The organism is Klebsiella sp. GB_Kp047, assembly GCF_040065235.1.
Taxonomy (GTDB): Bacteria; Pseudomonadota; Gammaproteobacteria; order Enterobacterales; family Enterobacteriaceae; genus Klebsiella; species Klebsiella quasipneumoniae.
This window is the reverse complement of sequence record NZ_JBEAJG010000041.1, coordinates 283800-301278: the sequence shown is the minus strand read 5'-3', so window position 1 is coordinate 301278 and position 17479 is coordinate 283800. Positions and strand designations below refer to the sequence as shown.

Below are 17479 nucleotides of genomic sequence, written 5' to 3'. Positions count from 1 at the left end.
TGCGCTTTTGTCGTCTCTGGCCTGCTTTGTGCAGTAGCCCATGTACTTCTCTTTGCTACGGGATAACACCATGTCTGACGAACATCACAGCGGCCTGCTTTACGGCCTTGAACAGCGGATCCCACCGCTTCCTGCCTTTTTTAGCGCCCTCCAGCATGTGCTGGCGGGTCTGGTGGGGATCATCACGCCGCCGCTGATCATCGGCGCCACCCTCGGACTTGGCGACTGGCTGCCGTATCTCATCAGTATGTCGCTGCTGGCTTCGGGTATCGGTACCTTTCTGCAGTCCAACCGGGTCTGGGGCATTGGCGCCGGGATGATCTGCATGCAGGGCACCAGCTTCGCCTTTCTGGGCGTGGCGGTAGCCGGAGGGATGTGGGTGAAAGCGCAGGGCGGCGGGCCGCAGGATATTATGGCGATGCTGTTTGGCGTTAACTTTGTCGCCGCCCTGGTGCCGGTGATTGTCAGCCGCTTTATCGAACCGCTGAAGAAAATCTTTACCCCTATTATTACCGGCAGCGTGATTGCGCTGATCGGCATCAGCCTGATCAAGGTCAGCGTCATTAACTGGTGCGGTGGGGAAAAGGCGCAGGATTTCGCCAGCATGAGCAATATCGCGCTCGGGGCGGGTACCCTTGGCGTTATCGTCCTGCTGAGCTGCGCCAAAAACCGCTGGCTGCGGCTCTCCTCGGTGGTGGTGGGCATTGCCGCAGGCTGTGTGGCGGCAGGGCTGAGCGGTCAGTTCCATCTTCACAGCCTGGGCGATACCCTGTTTCGCCTGCCAACGCTGTTCCCGTTTGGCTTTCAGTTTAACAGCGCGATATTTCTGCCGGTGGCGCTGGTGTCGCTGGTGTGTATTCTGGAGGCGGTGGGCGATCTGACGGCCAACTCGCTGATTTCACAACAGTCTGTTGACGATCGCGCTTTCCGCAACCGGCTGAAGGGCGGTATCCTGGCGGATGGCGTCAGCTGCATGGTGGCCGCAATGCTCAGCGCCTTTCCAAACACGACTTTCGCGCAGAACAACGGCGTGATCCAGATGACCGGGGTGGCCAGCCGCTATGTCGGACGCTACATTGGCGTAATTCTGATCCTGCTCGGGCTGTTCCCGCCGGTGGGCGAACTGTTGCGGCAGATCCCGGCGCCGGTGCTGGGGGGCGCTACGATGGTGATGTTTGGCTGTGTGGTGGCGGCCGGGATCCGGATCATTACCCAGAACCCGCTCACCCGACGCGATGTGCTGATCGTGGGACTGGCGTTTGGTGCGGGTCTTGGCGTGGAGTCGGTGCCGGCGTTTCTCAGCCATTTTCCGCCGATGGTCGGCGATCTGTTCGGTTCCGCGGCCACCAGCGGTGGGCTGGTGGCGATAGCGCTGAACCTTGTTCTGCCGCAGGAGCAGGCGGCGACGAAAACGATAAGGAGTCAGGATGATCGCGCTGAGTCAGTTTAACAGCCTGAGTGGCGATGAGGCAGGGGAGCTGCTGGCTCCCTGTGTGGCGATCCCGGCCTGGAGCGATAAGCTGGTGAACTTGCGCCCCTTCGCCAACCGTGAAGCGCTGCTGCAGGTCGCCCGGGAAGCGATGGGCGACTGGGGAGAGAACGATCTGAACGCGGCGCTCAGCGCCCATCCGCGGATCGGCGAAAAACCGAGCGGCAGCCAGGCGCACGCGACGATGTCGCGCCAGGAGCAGTCGGCGGTGGACAGCGATAATGAAAGACTGGCGCAGGCCCTGCGGGAGGGGAATGCCCGCTACGAAGCCCGCTTTGGCCGGGTGTTTTTAATCCGCGCCAAAGGGCGCAGCGGCGAAGAGATTCTGCAGGCGCTGACGCGCCGGCTGCAGCATACCGCTGACGAAGAAGTGGCTGAGGCGCTTGCCCAGCTGCGGGAAATTACGATGTTAAGACTGGAAGGAGCGATTGGCGAATGAGCACCCTGAGCACCCATATTCTGGATATTTCCACCGGCACGCCGGCTGAAGGCGTCGCGGTCAGCCTGAGCCGGGAGGGCGAGACCCTGGCGAACCTGGTGACCAACGCCCAGGGGCGTATCGCCACCTTCAGCGCCGCGCCGCTGCCGGCGGGGCGCTACCGTTTAACCGCGGAAACCGGGGCGTGGTTTGCCCGTGCCGGGCGCGAGAGCGTTTTTACCCGGGCGCAGATTGATTTTGTCATTGGCGAGGCGGCAGAGGACCATTTCCATCTGCCGTTTCTGATCGCCCCGGGCGGGTGGTCGACCTACCGCGGCAGCTAAGCCCGGCTGCGCGTTGCCCGAGTGACAGCCATTGCCGGGCGGCGCTGCGCTTGCCCGGCCTGGATGATGATGAAACTGGTAGCGACAGCCCGTAGGCCCGGTAAGGCGCAGCCGCCACCGGGCAGACCACGTTGCTCCGGCTGCCATCCCTTCTGCTTTATCCCTACGTAAGGATAATCATTGACCTATCCCCACTAGGGGATAAACTTGACATTATCCCTTGCAGGGTATAAAACCAGTTTTATCCCGATAGGGGGATAAATGATGGTGAGGAACAAGGCGATGAATTCCCCGCAGATATACAGTCCGGTTCAGCTGGCCAATTACCTGAAACTGCTGCGCCAGCAAAATCACTGGACTCAGGAGGCGCTGGCCAGCCGGATCGGCATTAAACAGGCGACGCTGTCCAATTTTGAAAATCACCCCGACAAAACCACCTTAACCACCCTGTTTAAGATCCTCCAGTCGCTGGGGGTGGTGATGACCCTGAACGCCAAACCGGCAGAGACGGCGATGATTCCCGATAACACCACGGATCTTGACTGGTAATGGCGACGCTCACCACCTGGATGAACAATGCGCGCGTGGGAACCTTAACCCGCCAGGCCAACGGGGCGCACAGTTTCCGCTATGATGAGGAGTGGCTGCGCAGCCCGCGCGCCAGACCGCTCTCCCTCTCGCTGCCGCTGCAGTATGGCAATATTACCGCCGACGCGGTGTATCACTATTTTGATAACCTGCTGCCCGACAGCCCGCAGGTCCGCGAGCGGATCGTCAGGCGCTATCAGGCGCGTTCGAAACAGCCGTTCGATCTGCTGGCCGAGGTCGGGCGGGACAGCGTAGGGGCGGTGACTCTGCTGCCGCCGGGGGAAGAGGCGCATCTTGCCGCGTTGCGCTGGCAGACGCTGGATGAGGCGCAGCTGACCGCTTTGCTGACCGCCTACCAGTCGGATATTCCTCTCGGAATGGTGACCGGCCAGGACGATTTTCGTATCTCGGTGGCCGGCGCTCAGGAGAAAACCGCGCTGCTGCGAATGGGCGAGCACTGGTGTATTCCGCAGGGCACCACCCCGACCACCCATATCATTAAACTGCCTATCGGCGAGATAAAGCAGCCCAATGCGACGCTGGATCTGCGTGAAAGCGTGGATAACGAATATTTGTGCCTGGCGCTGGCCAGGGCGTTGGGCCTGGCGGTGCCGGAGGCGGAGATTATCAACACGCCGCGGATCCGTGCGCTGGCGGTGACCCGCTTCGACCGGCGCTGGGCGCAGGAGGGGCGCGTGCTGCTGCGTCTGCCGCAGGAGGATCTGTGTCAGGCATTCGGCATACCGTCGTCGATGAAATATGAGTCTGACGGCGGGCCGGGTATCGCCGCGATCATGACCTTTCTGCTGGGTTCCAGTGAGGCCCTGAAAGATCGCTATGACTTTATGAAGTTCATGGTGTTCCAGTGGCTGACCGGGGCAACGGACGGGCATGCGAAGAACTTCTCGCTCTTTTTGCTGCCCGGCGGCAGCTACCGGCTCACGCCGTTCTACGACATTATTTCGGCATTTCCGGTGCTGGGCGGGACGGGACTGCATCTGCGCGACCTGAAGCTGTCGATGGGGCTCAATGCCACAAAAGGGCGGAAAACGGAGATTAACGCTATCTATCCGCGTCATTTTCTGGCGACCGCCAAAGCGGTTAACTTCCCCCGGGAGCAGATGCTGGCGATCCTGGGCGAGTTTGCCGACCGCGTGCCGCAGGCCATCGAAAGCGCCCGCCGGACGCTGCCGTCGGACTTTTCCGCCCACGTCTGGCGGGCCATCACGGAGAACATGCTGAAACTGCACGCCCGCCTGCAGCAAGGGCTGCAGGCGGGATAGCGAAGCCGGCTGGCGGTTAGCTCTGCGGCGGCCCCCAGCGGCTGCGCAGGTAGTTAACCGCCTGGCGGGTCTGCGGCTGATTGAGGTTGTTTTCGCGGAACAGGATGGTGCCCTGGATCTGCGGCAGGGACTCATTGAGGTCGAGCTGTTTTTTCAGCTCCGGCACGCCGCCATCCACCGTCCAGTCAGGTTCATTTTTGGACGGTTCACCCACCTTGTACAGGGCCACGCCGATATACAGCCGGGTATGCGTCGGCTTGACCACCTCGGCCCACCAGTTGGCCAGCACATCGTAGCGCGCCGCATCGCGGGCAAACGGCCAGTAAATCTGCGGGGCGATGTAGTCGAGCAGTCCCTGCTGCACCCAGCTGCGGGTATCGGCATAGGATTCATCATAGGCGGCCGCGCCACGGGTATCAGACCCCGCCGGATCGTGGGAGCGGTTGCGCCACACCCCGGCCGGGCTCACGCCAAACTCGACGTTCGGATTGAGTTTTTTAATGGTCGCGGAGACCTGGGCAATAAGCTGCTGAGTGTTATGCCGCCGCCAGTCGCCCTTCGAGGCATAGCCCTGCCCGTAACGACGGAAGGTCTCGTTGTCGTTAAGCGGGGAAGAAGCGGTTTCGGTGTAGAAATAGTCATCGAACTGCACGCCGTCAATCGGGTAGTTCTGCACCACTTCAGCGACAATGCTGGTGATCCAGTCACGCGCTTCGGGAATACCCGGGTCGAGAACAAAGCGATCGCTGGCGGTGCGGATCCAGTTACGGTGCAGGACGAACACGCTGGCCGGCACCTGAGTGAGGGTGTTGTTCAGCTCGGCAATCGTCGACGGTTTGGTGTTGACCGAGACGCGGTAAGGGTTAAACCATGCGTGGACCTTCATGCCGCGCTTGTGCGCTTCATCCAGCATAAACTGCAGCGGATCGTAGCCGGGGTATTCGCCGATTTTGCCGGTCAGCATATCGGACCACGGCAGAATATCCGACCGCCAGAGCGCCGTACCGTCCGGTTTCACCTGGAAAAAGACGGTGTTGATCCCCAGGCGCTGCAGATTATCGAGTTTGGCGAGCAGCGCCAGCTTCTGCTGGGTGATGCGGCTTTCCGGCGTACTGGCGATAATTGACCCGACCGGCGGCCAGTCAAGGCGCGAGACGGTGGTCAGCCAGACGCCGCGTACCGGCTCCCGGTGCGTCTGACCGGCTTTAACGGCCGCGCTCTTCGGCGGCGTGACGAGGGATTTGGGGGCCTTACTGGTGCAGCTGAACAGCATGCCGGCGGCGATGAGCGCCGCGCCTGCCAGCGCCACTTTGCTGGCTAGGGGGAATCGACGAGAATGGCTGATGATGAACTCCCGTGTAATCAGATCGTCGCGTGTAGGCGCTATTCTCTTACGATTCGCCGGCCAGAGCAATTCCTTGATAGGACTGTTGACATCAGGTGGGAGAGGTCAGTCGGGCTCCCACGCCAGAATATCGCCAGGCTGACACTCGAGCGCCTCGCAGATGCGCGACAGGGTATCAAAGCGGATGCCTTTGACTTTTCCCGACTTGAGCAGCGACAAATTCTGTTCGGTAATGCCAACAAAGGCCGCCAGCGCCCTGGACGTCATCTTTTTTTCCACCAGCAGTTTGTCCAGATTCACCACCACAGCCATCGTTAAATAAACTCCTTATTCTCTTCTTCCGCACGGATCCCGTGGAGCATGGCGTGAAATGTCACAAACAGCAAGCTTCCTGTCAGAAGCAGCACCCCGTCGCTGAGCAGAAACACCACCTGGTAATAAGGCTGCGGCCACCAGGCGAGCAGCGGGATGAGAAAGCGGCAGACCGGCAGTAAGATCCCCATCCCCACCATGGCCAGAGCGATGTAACGAACGCTGTGCGCCAGGGAGAGGCTGAGCACGCTGCGCTGGCGGACGCTACGGGTTACCTTCATGCCCTGCCAGATAGCGAACGCGAACAGCCCGGCCGGAAGATACAGCAGGGCCAGCAGCAACAAACGTCTCGCCATCCCCGGCGCCTGGGCCGGGTTGTCGGTTAACGGCACTTCAGCAAAGTGCAGCAGGGTGGAAAGAAAATATCGTTCGCCGGTAAAGAAAATCCACAGCGGCACGATCAGGGCGAGCATAAAAAAGAGGGGCAGTATGCCGCTAATAATAGCCAGACTCAGCCGGGTTCTGGATTGCTTCACAATTTACCTTCCTGATTGATGAGAATAATTAAAGCACCAGCCGCGTCAAGCATGACATAAGGGCCACGGCGAAGACAACGCTCATCGCCCGGACGCCGCGTCGACGGCTGGCAAACCACGGACGGGTCCAGACGCGGTAGAGGCTGAGGGTGATGAACGATGCCTGGATGGTCCAGGTCAGCATCCGAAACAGGTAGCCCATTTTGCCGAGATTCTGCAGGGTCTGGAAAACCTCGGCGAGATAAATAACCCCGGTCACCAGCAAAACATAATTGAGCAGGCGTATTTTTCGCTGCGCCAGCCAGTCGCCGGAAATAAACAGGATCACCGACAACAGCGTTAACAGCGCCCAGAGGATGTCAATTCCGTTCATTACGCGCCTCCTGTTCATCAGGGGTGGCAGCCAGTAAGAGCTTGATGGCAGGCCCGATCACCGGCCAGGCGGTATCGGAGAGGATCACTACCGCGGTCTGTCGCTGTCGGTCGAAGGCCATCATTGCCGCAAAGCCGCCACTCTGCCCGTCATGCCAGACGATCTCCCGTCCGCGGACGCGGGTAGTGAACCAGGCATAACCCACCCGGGAATCGGGATCATCGGTGGCGAACAGGGGGGCATGCCTTTACTGCCCGCCAGGTTTCCTGCCAGCAGCGCCTGGGCATATTTCGCCATATCGACAATCGTGGCGCGTACGCCGCCGGCGGGGGCGAAGGCGTCCATCACCCATGGCTGCTGAGGGAAACCAGAGGCTGACCAGCCCACGGTAAACGTCGGCGAGGCTGGAGTATTGTGCCGGGCCACTTCCGCGTCCTGCATTCCGGCGGGGGCAAAGACCCGTTGCGCCATCAGTGTGGCAAAATCGCGATGAGACGCCCGCTCCAGCGCCAGTCCGAGCAGGGCAAACCCGGCGTTGGAATAATCAAACCATTTCGTCGGCTGCAGGGTGGCCTGGTTCATCATCGCGATCAGCGCCGGGCGGTCGAAGCGCCAGGGGTTCTGTCGCCGGGCAATGTCGCTCAGAATAGCCAGCCGCTGCCCAACCGACGCGGTGAGCGGTGGCAGTCCTGAACGGTGAGAAACCAGTTGCTCCAGGGTATCGTCCCGCACCGGGCTGACAATCTCCGGGACCAGCGCCGACACCGGCGTCTGCGCGGTGACTTCGCCGCGGCGAATAGCCTCCAGCAGCAGGCTGGCGGTCATGGTTTTGCTCAGGCTGGCGATCTCATACTGCGTCGTATACTCGCTCCCCCACAGGCCGTAGCGCACCCCCTGAGGGGTAATCAGCGCGGCGGCGACCTGTCCGCGGGCGCCGTTAAGCAGAGGCGTTAATATCGAGACCAGCTGTTTATCCCCCGTCGTCCGGGAGCTGGGGGGATGAAAGCCGGGCTGCAGGGCGATCCCCGCCGCCACGATGACGGTAAAAACCAGCACGGCGGCAATGATCTGTCTGTCCCGGCGATAGCGGTTCCAGCGCATGTTTTCTCCTTAACGCGGTACGACATCCAGGTGAGGGAATACCGTTTCTCCCTGGTGTTAAAGTGAGCGCAGGTTAGCCTGGTGTTTATCGTTTTACAATAAATTTTTATCGTTTTATGATTAACTTTATAAGGAGTAAAGCAGACACACCCGGCGCGGTGTGGAGAACGCGGGGGGCAATAGAGGCCAGGGGATAAAGTGCGCTGACGAAGGGCGGTACTCGCCAGCGAGAAATGTCGGCTATGCCGATATACCGGGAGAAGAAAACTCAGCGGATCCGCGACTGCTCGTCGTCGCGCAGCGTCAGTACCTCAAAGCCGTTGGCGGTCACCGCCACGGTATGTTCCCACTGCGCGGAGAGTTTTTTATCGCGGGTGACCACCGTCCAGCCATCCTTTTTGGTCTTGATACGACTGTCGCCCTGGTTCACCATCGGTTCAATAGTGAATACCATGCCTTCCCGCAGCACCGCGCCTTCACCGGGCCTGCCGTAGTGCAGCACCTGCGGCTCTTCATGCATTTCCTGACCGACGCCGTGACCGCAGTATTCTCTGACCACGCTGTAGCCATGGTCCTCGACCCAGCGCTGAATGGCATGGCCGATGTCGCCCAGCGTCGCGCCGGGTTTCACCACCTCAATGCCGTTCCACATCGCTTCATAGGTGGTCTTTACCAGCCGGCGAGCCAGCGGGGAAACGTCGCCTATCAGGTACATCTTACTGGAGTCAGCGATCATGCCCGCTTTCTCGAGGGTGATATCGACGTTAACGATCATCCCGGAGCGCAGATGCTCGGTCGCCTTCGGGATCCCATGGCAGACCACATCGTTAATTGAGGTGTTCAACACATAGGGAAAGTCGTATTGCCCCTTGCTGGCCGGGCGGGCGTGCAGCTGGTTGACGATAAAATCTTCCACTCGATCGTTGATTTCCATCGTCGTCACGCCGGGGACGATAAAGGTATCCAGCATGTCAAACACCGATGCCAGCAGCTGGCCGGCATGGCGCTGGCGCGCGAGCTCATCGGCGGTTTTAATGATTATTGATGGCATTGATCACCTCCAGCAGACGGTCAGAGCCGGATTTCAGCATCAGCAGTTTGATCTGCTGGTGGTTAAGCTCGGGGTAGAGTTCGCTCATCATGCCCAGGCGGATCCAGTATTCCGCCTGGGCATTAACGGAGCGGGACATGGCTTTGCTGGCATCACGAATGTCATCGTGCAGCAGATCGGAGATTTTGACGATTCCCATAGAAACAGACCATATATGATTCGTAGATGTATCGTATACAAACCAGCTCGGGATGTCCTTGGCATTTTGTGGCGTGGGTGACGAGCGTCATGCAAAAAAGCCCGACCAGCGGGCTTATTTACCGTATTTTTTCAGGTTAAAAATTCGCGCGGCTCACCATGGCGAAAATTACCCATTAGGTTATTGGTATGCGGAATGAAAATAACATGATGACGACGCATCAATATATTTTATGCAGGTGTTAATTTTGCGTATGAATATTCTCCCGTCAGGCCGGGAATCCGGGGAATTTACAGCGCGTCAGTGAGTTTATCCACCACCACTTTACCCGCATTATCGAACTGCGTAATGCGGAAGCTGTCGCTCCAGGAGCGGCGGGTGGTGAAGCGGTCAAACAGGGATACCCGGCCTTTACGCTGGCCATCTTTACTTAAAATAACCCATTCAGTTACCGAAGAATAATGCTGACTATTGTCATGACGACTCTGTTGTTCAACCAACCGATCTTCTTTTTCCACTTTTAAATAATCACGCAACATATTTAACCTCCATAGAAAGTATTATTAACATTACTCCTTTTATTTATTCTTTCAATCAAACTTTTTAATCAATAAAAGTAACTATTAGTGGGCGACCTAAGTGCGAAAATCGCCGAGGTTATCCCCCCGAAGGTGGCCTGGTCCACTACGCTTAACAGGAGTGTCCGCCGCGCGATCGGCGGTTGTCCGGGCCGGAAAGGCGACCATAAAACACCTTAACCTTGTATTCATTATGGGCGTGATTCTGTTATATCTAATGCGTTTTGCCACGACCGAGCCACAGAGAGCGCTGTACCATGAGTAACGATCACCTGACGGACATTGCCTATCGCCACTTTATTGAAAGTGTTAAAGATTATGCCATCTATATGCTGAGCGCCGACGGGACGGTCATTAGCTGGAATGAGGGCGCCCGCCGGGCAAAAGGGTACCTGAGCGATGAGATCATCGGTCGCTACTTCGGTCTCTTCTATAGCGAAGCCGAACAACTCTCCAGGGTGCCGGCGAATAATCTGCAAATTGCCCTGCGTAGCGGGCAGTTCGAAGGCGAAGGCTGGCGGTATCGTAAAGATGGCTCCCGGTTCTGGGCGCATGTCATGATCAATGCCATCCGCGATGAGCAAAATAACCTGCTGGGCTTTGCCAAAATTACCCGCGACATCAGCGAACAGAAGGCGATCAATGACCGCATCGCGTGGATGGCGCGTTACGATGCGCTGACCGGTTTACCCAATCGGGTGGAGTTCTTTGAGCGGGTGGAAAAGCTAATCACCGGGAATGACGCCCGCCGCTTTGCCGTTTTCACCATCGATTTAGATAAGTTTAAAGAGATTAACGATCTGCAGGGCCATCTTATTGGCGATCAGCTGCTGCAGCGCGTGGCAGGCGCCGTACTCAAAACGCTGCAGAAGGAGGAGATGGTCGCCCGCTTCGGTGGCGATGAGTTTGTGGCCGTCAAACCTTTTGCCGATGAAAGCGAGGTGGACGCCTTTGCCGCCCGTCTCTGGCACTGCTTCAGCGGTAAGCAGACGTTTGCCGCGACGGAAGTGATCCTTTCCGCCAGCATGGGTATCTCCGTCTACCCGGAGGACGGGACGGATATTAATACGGTTCTGAGCAATTCCGATCTGGCCATGTATCGGGCAAAGAGCAGTCTCGACCACAAAATTTGCTGGTACGAACGCGAGATGGACGACAAGACGCGGCAGCGGAATATGATGGCCGCCGACATCCGCCGCGGTATTCAGGCGGGGGAGTTTTCGCTTCACTATCAGGCGATCCGCAATATTAAAGATCGTCGCATCACCGGTTATGAAGCGCTGTTGCGCTGGCAGCATCCTCAGCTGGGCGCTATTCCGCCGGACGTGTTTATTCCCATTGCCGAAGAGAGCGGCGCCATCGTGCCGTTAGGCTACTGGGTGCTGGAGCAGGTGTGTAACGAAGCGCTGGAAAAGGGTCTCAACAGAAAAATTTCGGTCAATATCTCGCCGGTGCAGCTGCGTCATCGTAGCTTTATCGAAAAAGTCCGCGAGATCCTGATGCGTACCGCCTATCCGGTCAGCCTGCTGGAGTTTGAGGTCACCGAGACGGCGTTTATCGTGAACAAGCAGCTGGCATTCAGCGTCCTGCATCATCTGCAAAAGATGGGGATCAGTATCGCACTGGATGATTTCGGCACCGGCTACTCCTCCCTGAGCATGCTGCGCGATTTTCATTTCGACGTCATCAAGCTCGACCGCAGCTTTATGCTGGATGTGGAGAGCAATCCCCAGGTCCGCTCATTCGTGCGGGCCATTATTTCGCTGGGCAACTCGATCAATACGCCGCTTATCGCCGAGGGCGTGGAAACCGCAGGACAACTGCAGATCCTCGAAGAGGAGGGATGTGACGAAATGCAGGGGTTCCTGTTCGGCGAGCCGGTCGATATTAAACACCTGCCCGATCAGCGCTGAATCGCCCGCCGTCCGCTGGTGGGCGCAAGGTCATCACTGATGCGCAAGCGCTGCCTGCCCGGAAAGGTGCAGCAGCGCGGAGCGCAGGGAGACCTCGAACATCTGACCATGGGTCAGCCCAGGGTAGCGCCAGAAGGCCACCCGCAAGCCGTTGTCCGCCAGTTGCTGTTGGGTCTGACGCAAAACCGCCAGGGAAGCCACGTGCCCGGACGGCTCTCCAGGGGCTTTGCCATCCCCCTCCAGCAGATACAGCGATTTCCCGACGAAAGCCGCGGCATCGATGTTGTTGCTGTCTTTAAGCGGAGACTCGAGTGCCTGGCCGAGCGACGGGCTGGTGGAATAAAAGATATGGAACAGGTCGCTCTTACGCCACGCGTCGAGTACAAACAGTCCGCCATAGGAGTGACCCCAAATAGCGCGCTGGCGGGGATCGATTTTCAGCTTAGCTTCTGCTTGCGGAACCATCGTTTCGCTCAGCAGCTGGCGAAACAGGTCATTACCCCCGGTTTTTCGCGGCGGCAGCGCGGATTTTCCGGCGCGAGGTTGATGCGTCTTAAGCGGCGGAGTGTAATCCCAGGCCCGGGCTGCGGTATCGAAGGGCAGCGCCGTCTGGTAACCAATAGCGACGATGACCGGCGGGGAACCAGCGGAGAGCTGTTGCAGAAACGCGTCGTTGAGTTTATCCATCACCGCGTTGCCGTCCAGCATATACAGTACCGGATAACCGGCGGCCGGCGGCGCTTTATCCGGCACCGCAGTCCACACCCGGTAATGGCGTTCGCCATCGGCAGAGTCGTACTGGCGCTGGGTAAAATGGTAGAAAGCTGACCCTTTGTCCGCAATATTCGGCCCCAGCGGCTGCAGATCCGGCCGGGCGAAACTGCCGCTGCTGTAGAAGAGCGCGGCGCCTATCGCCAGCGTCAGCAATCCGTGCGCCTGCCGCGCTGTGATGATCCCTGAATCCTGCTTCACCTCGTCTGTCCCCCTGTTTTCTGTCATCTGGCGTTTTGCCTGGGCTGACACGTTAGCATAGCTTCATTGATAATGGTTCTCATTTCTTTTCATGCGCGCTGTAGCAGGCTGCATGCCGCTAAGGCTGGTGGCGGAATCAGTCTAACAGGAGGAGAGATGGCCGCCTGTCGGCGGCCGTGAGAGAAAAGTCAGGACCGATCGTGAAGAGTGCTCAGCAGTTTTTTGACCAGCGGGGTAAGCGCCATAACCAACAGCGCAATAATGACAATCAGTAAGATCGTCAGACCTTTATGGTGATTGATAAGCACCAACAGCATAGCCAGCGTCATGGGCATGCTCCTTTAATAACGGTATTCAGCGCCGCTGAGGTGAATGAAATTCAGTAGAATGGTCATCACCACCCAGGCCAGCAGCAGAAAGCGTCGTCTGTCGCGTCGCGCTTCCAGGGCGGCGAAATAATTAGCGCTATACCAGGTCGATATAATAATAGCCAGCGTGATGATGACCTGCCAGACCGCCTGACGATAGCCTGTCACGATGCTTATCCCGCGAAAGCAGAGGACGATCGCGATACCGTTAAGCGCGTTACACATCAGCCATCCCCACAGGCTTGCGGGCCGGCTAAATAAATATCCAAATCGTAAAACCAATGTCGTATACACCTTTGCAAAATAATCGCGCTGTAAAATGCATTTTAACGATGGAAGAGGTATTGATATAAATCAAAACTAATGGGATAGCGCAGGAATCACTGGCGCGCGGCACCCGCGGCCTGATTAGCAAAGCAAAGGATAAATCGCCTTTTAATAGTTAATTTTATGTTTTTATTGATTATTTTTACATATCGAATAAAGGCTATCGCATAATAAATAGAGTTGATAGCCATTCGATATGCGTTAATTTCCCCGGTTATTATTGTGAGTGACGTGATAACGGAGAAAATTAGATTTTTCGTAATGCTTGCTTTCTGCGAGACCAATAAAATAGGGCGTTGGCCGGGGCAGAGCCCCGGCCGGTGGCGCACTTAACGCGGTAGCGCGTTATGCTGGAGGATCTTCAGGAAGTCATTTTTGTCGGAGATTAATGACAACGCATTCGCGATCAGCTCATCGCTGAATATCGAGGCTATTTCTTTGAGCACGTCAATATGCTCTTTCTCTTTCGCAATCACGCCAATGGCAATAAACATCACGTTGCCGCGATCCCAGATAACGCCATCAGGAAACTGATAGATCTCAATCCCGGTTTTAAGAATGATATCCGTCGCTGATTTCGGCAGATGCGGCAGGGTGATGCCATTGCCCAAAAAAGTGGAAACCTGATGTTCACGCTCCAGCAGAAAGTGAACGCACTCCTGATTGACATAGCCTTTGGCTTTACACTCTGCGCCAATCATGGCGATGACTTCCGCTTTATTACTGGCCTTGCAGCCGATGTGCAGATTATCCAGCGTGATGTTATCGATCATAGCCAACCTCCCTGGTGAGACGAGTAGATTTTTTATCCTCATGATTCGCTGACAGCTCCGCTTCTAACTGCTCCAGCGATTTATTGGAGGTCTCCGGCAGGGCGAACACCACGAACAGAATCGCCAAATAGTTGATGGCCGCGAAGATAAAGAAGACCGGCCCAAGGCCCAGTTTCGCCTGCAGCAGCGGGAACAGGTAGCTGACCACCGCGTTCATGATCCACATGAAAAATACCGAGATCCCCATCGACAATCCGCGGAATTTCAGCGGGAACAGCTCGGCTAATACCACCCAGGTGATAAAGCCCATCGAACCCTGCATCACGCCGACGAACAGCGCGCCCAGCAGCCAGATAGCGGTGGCTTTGAGGTCGCCCACCAAGGTGTAGTCGACCGCGGCGATAATCAGGTGCAGCGTGGCCATAATGGCGAAGCCGTAGATAATGATCGTCTTACGCTTAAAACGATCGACGAGAAACAGCACGCCAATCAGCATACCGCCGACGGAGAAGACGCCGTTCAGCACGTTACAGATCAGCGAGGTACGCTCTGAGAAGCCGGCGGCACTCAGGATTTCCGTGCCGTAATACATAATCACGTTCACCCCGGTGGTTTGCTGCAGCGCGGCCCAGGTAATGCCCACCAGCAAAATTTTGAGGATCCATGGCGTTTTGAGGATAGTGGTGAAGGTGTTCTGGGTGCTGAACTTATTGCCGGCTTCAATTTTGATCAGGGTGGAGATGTCGTCGAATTCTTTCTGCGCGCGTTCCGCCGGGCGGATCTGTTTGAGAATATGCAGCGCTTCCTCGTGGCGGTTTTTGCTGATCAGCCAGCGCGGACTTTCCGGCGCGCGCCACATGCCAACAAACAGGCAGATAGCGGGGATCGCCTGCACCAGCAGCATATAGCGCCAGACGTCCGGCAGATGGCCCCAGATGATGCCAATGATCGCGTTAATGGCAAACGCCGCCAGCTGGCCGATAACGATGGCGACTTCATTCAGGCCGGTCAGCTTACCGCGCATCTCGGTGGGCGCCACTTCAGAAATAAAGGTGGGGGCGGTGACCGAGGCGCCGCCGACGGCGTAGCCCAGCAGGGCGCGGGCAATCAGCAGGGTAGTGATATCGGGAGCCGCGGCGGAAAGCAGGGCGCCGATAAGAAAAACAAAGGAGAGGAAGAGCAAGTATTTGCGCCGGCCGAAGTAGTCGGCGAACTTACCGCCAAACACGCTGCCCAGCGCGGCGCCGATCAGCAGGACACTCATTACCAGCCCTTCGGTGGTCGGGGTCAGCGCCATGTACTGCTTCAGTGAGGAAAAGGCGCCGTTGATAACGCCGGTGTCGTAACCGAAAAGCAGGCCGCCGAAGGTGGCCACTAAGGTGATCTGATGAAGTCGTTTTCTCTGTTGCTGGTTCAGGTTTGTTATAAATGACATGGTAGTCCCTTTATTTTGTTGAACGACACAAGATAAAAATACATCTCCCCAGTCAGGATTTATCACGCCTGTGTTGTCGTATCTAACTGAATTAAATGATTTTCTTCTTTGTGTAATTGCTCAGCACAAGGCAGGGTACGCTAAGCAATGGCGGTCAAAGAGGTTTACGGCTTGGTGTTGGCATGGATGTCGTCGATATCCGTTCTCCTTTTCGGGTTAGCGGTCTTCAGTGCGTCGGCAGCGCCGACGTTGGCCGCAGGACAGCGCCCTGGTGTGGCACGTTGCTGTCGTTCCGGCGATTTACCGTGCTAAGAATATGGCACAAAGAAATGGAATGAGCATGCTACAAGATCACATTATGAAAATTTAATTTCAAACTGGTGTTGCAGGAAGGTAAATGCATGAAGCCAATCACAATGGCATGCGGCAGTATATCCCTATGAAATGCGGGTTAAATTTGCGAGTTAGTAATAATGATGTTGTTTTCAGTGGGTTAATGTAACTCAAAGAATACAACGCAGATCACATTTTTACGCCATAATATCGAGGAATAGAATTTATATTTCATTACTCTGTTCAGGGAAAATTGTGGCTGGCGATGCTGTGATGTCAGTCTGGCTGGCGTCGCGCAGGCCATCGACGCGTTGGCGCTGAGGGAGGCTATGGAAGGAGGTATCGCGGGATGGATGCCGGCGATAACCCTGCCGAGAGGGGCACTCACGGCAGGGTTGTGGCAAAAAATCAGTGCAGCGCGGGCCAGTAACCTTCGTTGGCGACGATCAGCTCATCGAGAATCGCTTTCGCCACCGCGGCGCTGGGCACCGTTTTTGACAGGGTGATGGCCTGCCACAGTTTCTGGTAGCTTTTCTCAATCCAGGCGTCAACGACCAGCTTCTCCACCGCCACCTGCTGCTCCATCAGTCCTTTCTGGAACGAAGGGATTTTTCCCATCGCCAGCGGTTCCGGGCCGTTGACGCCCACCAGGCAGGGGACTTCCACCATCGCCGTCTCGTCAAAGTTGGCGATCGCCCCGTTGTTTTCCACGATCAACAGCATCCGCTCCTGGGTGTTAAAGGCGATGGCGCAGGCGAGGTCGACGATGAAGGTGGCATGGGCCCCGGCATGGAAATGCGCGCCTTCCGCGGTGCCGCGACGAGTGATCTCCCGGGCCATATCGAAGACCTCTTTTTCACGTCCGGCCATCACTTCGTTAGCCCGCGTAAAGTCCGGGTCAGAGTGGGCTACCTCGTAGTCAGGATAGAGGTAGTATTTCAGATAAGTGTTAGGCAACGTCAGGGGATCGAGGGCAAACACATCCTTCACTTTTTTAAAGGTTTCGATCCAGCTCGGCGCTTTATGCTGAAAATCTTCTTTTGGGCTACTGTAACCCTGCTCCGCCACGTGACGCTTGAGCGCAGGCATCAGATCGTTACCGGCTTTATCGGTGATGCTGGTCCACCAGCCAAAATGATTGAGGCCATAGTAGCGGACGTTCAGCGCCTTACGCGACGGCAGACCGAGGATATCGGCAAACAGCCCCTCGATGGCCACCGGCATATCGCAGATGTTGATGATGCGCGCGTCGGGCCGCAGGCGACGGGTCGCTTCCGCGACGATGGCCGCCGGGTTGGAGTAGTTAAGCATCCACGCCCCCGGGGCGTACTGCTGCATATAATCGACCAGCTCCAGCACGCCGGCAATCGAGCGCATACCGTAGGCGATCCCTCCCGGCCCACAGGTTTCCTGACCCGGCACGCCATATTTCAGCGGGATTTTTTCATCCTTTTCCCGCATCTCATACAGGCCAACGCGAATATGCGCCATCACAAAATCCACGTCGGTGAAGGCCGCCTGCGGATCGGTGGTATAGCTGAATTTTACCTGCGGGAAGCGTTCCGCCACCAGAATGGCGCAGGCGTCGCCGATGGTCTTCTGACGCTCGTAATGGTTATCGTACAGACGGATCTCCCGCAGGGGAAAGCGCGCCATATTTTCCAGCAGCATCATGACAATCCCCGGCGTATAGGTACTACCGCCGCCGGCAATCGTGACCACAAAGTTATCTTTCATTTAC

At 57.1% G+C, this 17479-nt stretch carries 19 protein-coding genes and 1 pseudogene; 6 read left to right on the top strand and 14 right to left on the bottom strand.

What is annotated here, in order from left to right; translation table 11 throughout:
* Positions 1-70: 70 nt before the first annotated feature.
* The 5 genes from ABLV76_RS21990 (at position 71) to ABLV76_RS21970 (ending at position 4122) form a co-directional block, all read left to right on the top strand.
* The gene (locus tag ABLV76_RS21990) at positions 71-1450 is read left to right on the top strand and encodes a nucleobase:cation symporter-2 family protein (protein WP_023318211.1); all 1380 of its coding nucleotides are present in this window, start codon (positions 71-73) and stop codon (positions 1448-1450) included.
* The gene (gene uraD / locus ABLV76_RS21985; RefSeq protein WP_017900378.1) at positions 1428-1928 is read left to right on the top strand and encodes a 2-oxo-4-hydroxy-4-carboxy-5-ureidoimidazoline decarboxylase; all 501 of its coding nucleotides are present in this window, start codon (positions 1428-1430) and stop codon (positions 1926-1928) included. The genes ABLV76_RS21990 and uraD overlap by 23 nt, the downstream gene beginning before the upstream one ends.
* A complete protein-coding gene (gene uraH, locus ABLV76_RS21980; RefSeq protein WP_049003664.1) occupies positions 1925-2251 on the top strand; it encodes a hydroxyisourate hydrolase in 327 nt (108 codons plus the stop codon). Before uraD ends, uraH begins: the two co-directional genes overlap by 4 nt.
* 282 nt (positions 2252-2533) lie before the next feature.
* On the top strand, positions 2534-2800 hold the full coding sequence (gene hipB, locus ABLV76_RS21975) for a type II toxin-antitoxin system antitoxin HipB (RefSeq protein ID WP_004205921.1): 267 nt from the start codon (positions 2534-2536) through the stop codon (positions 2798-2800).
* Entirely contained in the window at positions 2800-4122 is a 1323-nt protein-coding gene (locus ABLV76_RS21970) for a type II toxin-antitoxin system HipA family toxin (protein ID WP_017900381.1), read from the top strand. The genes hipB and ABLV76_RS21970 overlap by 1 nt, the downstream gene beginning before the upstream one ends.
* Before the next feature lie 16 nt (positions 4123-4138).
* Here the strand turns inward: ABLV76_RS21970 and ABLV76_RS21965 are convergent, their stop codons facing one another.
* The 8 genes and pseudogenes from ABLV76_RS21965 to ABLV76_RS21930 all read right to left on the bottom strand — a co-directional run bounded on the left by ABLV76_RS21965 (position 4139) and on the right by ABLV76_RS21930 (position 9578).
* On the bottom strand, positions 4139-5431 hold the full coding sequence (locus ABLV76_RS21965; RefSeq protein WP_017900382.1) for a glycoside hydrolase family 10 protein: 1293 nt from the start codon (positions 5429-5431) through the stop codon (positions 4139-4141).
* A gap of 141 nt (positions 5432-5572) precedes the next feature.
* Positions 5573-5779, bottom strand: coding sequence for a helix-turn-helix transcriptional regulator (locus ABLV76_RS21960; RefSeq protein ID WP_004205917.1), 207 nt, complete (start codon positions 5777-5779; stop codon positions 5573-5575).
* A 2-nt stretch (positions 5780-5781) separates the two neighbouring features.
* Positions 5782-6315: a hypothetical protein gene (locus ABLV76_RS21955; RefSeq protein ID WP_004205916.1), complete on the bottom strand. Its 534-nt coding sequence runs from the start codon at positions 6313-6315 to the stop codon at positions 5782-5784.
* A gap of 28 nt (positions 6316-6343) precedes the next feature.
* Positions 6344-6688 carry a hypothetical protein gene (locus tag ABLV76_RS21950; protein ID WP_004205915.1) on the bottom strand — a complete coding sequence of 115 codons (345 nt, stop codon included), beginning with the start codon at positions 6686-6688 and terminating at the stop codon, positions 6344-6346.
* Positions 6675-7789 (bottom strand): annotated as a pseudogene (locus ABLV76_RS21945) (serine hydrolase domain-containing protein). Before ABLV76_RS21945 ends, ABLV76_RS21950 begins: the two are co-directional and overlap by 14 nt.
* 268 nt (positions 7790-8057) lie before the next feature.
* Positions 8058-8840 carry a type I methionyl aminopeptidase gene (gene map / locus ABLV76_RS21940; RefSeq protein WP_182937248.1) on the bottom strand — a complete coding sequence of 261 codons (783 nt, stop codon included), beginning with the start codon at positions 8838-8840 and terminating at the stop codon, positions 8058-8060.
* Complete coding sequence (locus ABLV76_RS21935; RefSeq protein WP_002904808.1) at positions 8821-9039, bottom strand: ParD-like family protein; 219 nt, start codon at positions 9037-9039, stop codon at positions 8821-8823. The genes map and ABLV76_RS21935 overlap by 20 nt, the downstream gene beginning before the upstream one ends.
* A gap of 290 nt (positions 9040-9329) precedes the next feature.
* Positions 9330-9578 carry a hypothetical protein gene (locus ABLV76_RS21930; RefSeq protein ID WP_004205912.1) on the bottom strand — a complete coding sequence of 83 codons (249 nt, stop codon included), beginning with the start codon at positions 9576-9578 and terminating at the stop codon, positions 9330-9332.
* A 296-nt stretch (positions 9579-9874) separates the two neighbouring features.
* Here ABLV76_RS21930 and ABLV76_RS21925 point away from each other — a divergent pair, with 296 nt between their 5' ends.
* A complete protein-coding gene (locus ABLV76_RS21925) occupies positions 9875-11530 on the top strand; it encodes an EAL domain-containing protein (protein WP_004205911.1) in 1656 nt (551 codons plus the stop codon).
* A gap of 33 nt (positions 11531-11563) precedes the next feature.
* On the opposite strand, the gene ABLV76_RS21920 is transcribed toward ABLV76_RS21925, so the two are convergent.
* The 6 genes from ABLV76_RS21920 to ABLV76_RS21895 all read right to left on the bottom strand — a co-directional run bounded on the left by ABLV76_RS21920 (position 11564) and on the right by ABLV76_RS21895 (position 17475).
* A complete protein-coding gene (locus ABLV76_RS21920) occupies positions 11564-12502 on the bottom strand; it encodes an alpha/beta hydrolase-fold protein (protein ID WP_032426155.1) in 939 nt (312 codons plus the stop codon).
* A gap of 188 nt (positions 12503-12690) precedes the next feature.
* Positions 12691-12831, bottom strand: coding sequence for a hypothetical protein (locus tag ABLV76_RS21915; protein WP_017900388.1), 141 nt, complete (start codon positions 12829-12831; stop codon positions 12691-12693).
* Positions 12832-12843: 12 nt separating this feature from the next.
* The gene (locus ABLV76_RS21910) at positions 12844-13095 is read right to left on the bottom strand and encodes a hypothetical protein (RefSeq protein WP_004205908.1); all 252 of its coding nucleotides are present in this window, start codon (positions 13093-13095) and stop codon (positions 12844-12846) included.
* Between the two features lie 431 nt (positions 13096-13526).
* On the bottom strand, positions 13527-13970 hold the full coding sequence (locus tag ABLV76_RS21905; RefSeq protein WP_004205906.1) for a PTS sugar transporter subunit IIA: 444 nt from the start codon (positions 13968-13970) through the stop codon (positions 13527-13529).
* A complete protein-coding gene (locus ABLV76_RS21900) occupies positions 13960-15405 on the bottom strand; it encodes a sugar porter family MFS transporter (protein WP_004205904.1) in 1446 nt (481 codons plus the stop codon). Before ABLV76_RS21900 ends, ABLV76_RS21905 begins: the two co-directional genes overlap by 11 nt.
* Positions 15406-16146: 741 nt before the next feature.
* Complete coding sequence (locus ABLV76_RS21895) at positions 16147-17475, bottom strand: 6-phospho-alpha-glucosidase (RefSeq protein ID WP_053810391.1); 1329 nt, start codon at positions 17473-17475, stop codon at positions 16147-16149.
* Positions 17476-17479 lie beyond the last annotated feature (4 nt).